The sequence below is a fragment of the Peribacillus sp. P4_C12 genome, from assembly GCF_056402095.1.
Map to the genome: position 1 here is coordinate 1 of NZ_JBFUIB010000641.1, position 1,844 is coordinate 1,844.

General features: G+C 31.2%; 2 protein-coding genes. One reads left to right on the top strand and one right to left on the bottom strand.

The features are described 5' to 3' along the window. Positions 1-931 (top strand): RES family NAD+ phosphorylase (locus tag AC1DUW_RS27510; RefSeq protein WP_477644011.1); only part of this gene is annotated, 931 nt, incomplete at its 5' end. A gap of 367 nt (positions 932-1,298) precedes the next feature. Here the strand turns inward: AC1DUW_RS27510 and AC1DUW_RS27515 are convergent. After that, positions 1,299-1,844 (bottom strand): TRADD-N-associated membrane domain-containing protein (locus AC1DUW_RS27515; RefSeq protein ID WP_477644012.1); only part of this gene is annotated, 546 nt, incomplete at its 5' end.

Below are 1,844 nucleotides of genomic sequence, written 5' to 3' on the forward strand. Positions count from 1 at the left end.
GGATAATCCAATCTTAAAAAATGAATTCAAGTATCTACAATGTCTAGATATTTTAATTTTCGCTTTGGAAGAAGATTCATATGTGAAATCTAAAAACGGACTTCCATTATATAGGGGTTATGATTTGCACTCAGGTTACTTTGCTGAAAATTTACAGGATGAGAATTCTATCATAATTAGTAAACTTGAAGAGAGACTAAAAAAGGAAAACCAGTTTAAAGTTGAAGGAGATGCTCTAAATCTATTGAGAAAATTCGAAAAAGAAATTACCAATTATCTAGACCCAACCGAAGAATTATATCGAGCAAGAATAGGATATGACAAAAAGATTTTTAATTATGATATGGATTTAAATGATATAACTGAAACAGAGAAAAGGGAGTTTTTTGTTCCTTTTACTAATGAGCAAATCGGTGCTCCACCACCACCAAAAGCTCAACCAGCAAGGTTAAGTAGAGCAGGAATTTCATATGTTTACCTAGCTTCGAAAAAAGATACAGCTATTGCTGAAATAAGACCACATCCCGGGCATTTTATATCCCTTGGAAAATTCAGATTAAATAAAAGGTTGAAATTTGCCGATTTTAGGAAAATTAGTATAATGAATTTTTTCGAAAGTGAAGATGACATTGAAAATTTTATTTTCTTAAATGATATTGGTAAAAAGTTATCAATACCTATTACACCAGAAGAAAGAGAGAAATATCTCTTTACACAATTTATAACTGAAGTAATAAGACAAGCTGGCTTTGTTGGAGTAATATTTAATAGTTCTGTAGGTAAAGGACATAATGTTGTTGTATTCGACTCCGATAACGTTAAATATTTAGAAGGAACTGGAGAAGTTTTTGAAGTTGAAAGTTTGGAATATAAAGTTAATGAACGTCAATTCGAAAATTTTCCTAACAATGTGACTCATACTGTAATTTGATAATATTTTTTGTTAAAGGCATTAAGCGTAAGCTTACTGCTTTTTTTAAATGTTATTGATAGAGTGTACTTATATGGTAACTATAATAAACATATTACGAATACAGTAGTGACAAAGGTTTCCGTATATTTGGATTGTTACCGTAAGAATGTTACTGAAAAAAATAGAATTACGCTTATTGAAACAAGAAGTTAACCTAGTATAGGCTCTCTCTTATTGGATATTGGAGCGGATGAATGAACATGGGTTAGAACCCAAAACATGGCTGCACAATAACTAATAAAACTGTGATTTTAATAATCCCTGCTTTTTAAGCTAGAAAAGCAGGGATTTGAAGAAGGGATTATTAGTTTTACTTCCCTTTATGTTAACTGGTAGTCCTGCTTAATAGAGTTGTAACTATTTTCTCTTGTAATTCAAGCCTCTTATTCTCATCTTGTATACCATTACACAATTCGACGGCTAACATTGTATCCTGCATCTTCTCCAGTTTATTATAAAAGAAATTCAATTGATTTATACTTTTGTTGTAAATATGGAAGTACAATCCACCTATAAATTCAATAAGCGCTCCAGATACTGTTGTTATGATGGAAATCTCTATGCTAGGATTGCTTTTAAAATAGTATAACCAAATGCCAGTTAGGATTGTTATTAACCCTGTAATAATTGCAAAGACGCTTATCCTAAAGCTGCTTCTAGCCTGACTCTTATTTATGGTATAGTATTCAGTAGTTTGGTTTAGGTTCAATTGTATTGTGTTAAAAATATTGTTTTGTATGGGAGTTTCATCGAGTCTCTTTTTTATTTCCTCCCGCTCTTTAAATAAATTTTCTAGTTCAATTCTAAAGGGGTTACTTATGCTAATATGGCGTGAAGAGAAAGCTAAAACTGAAGCCAACAGGATTAAGAG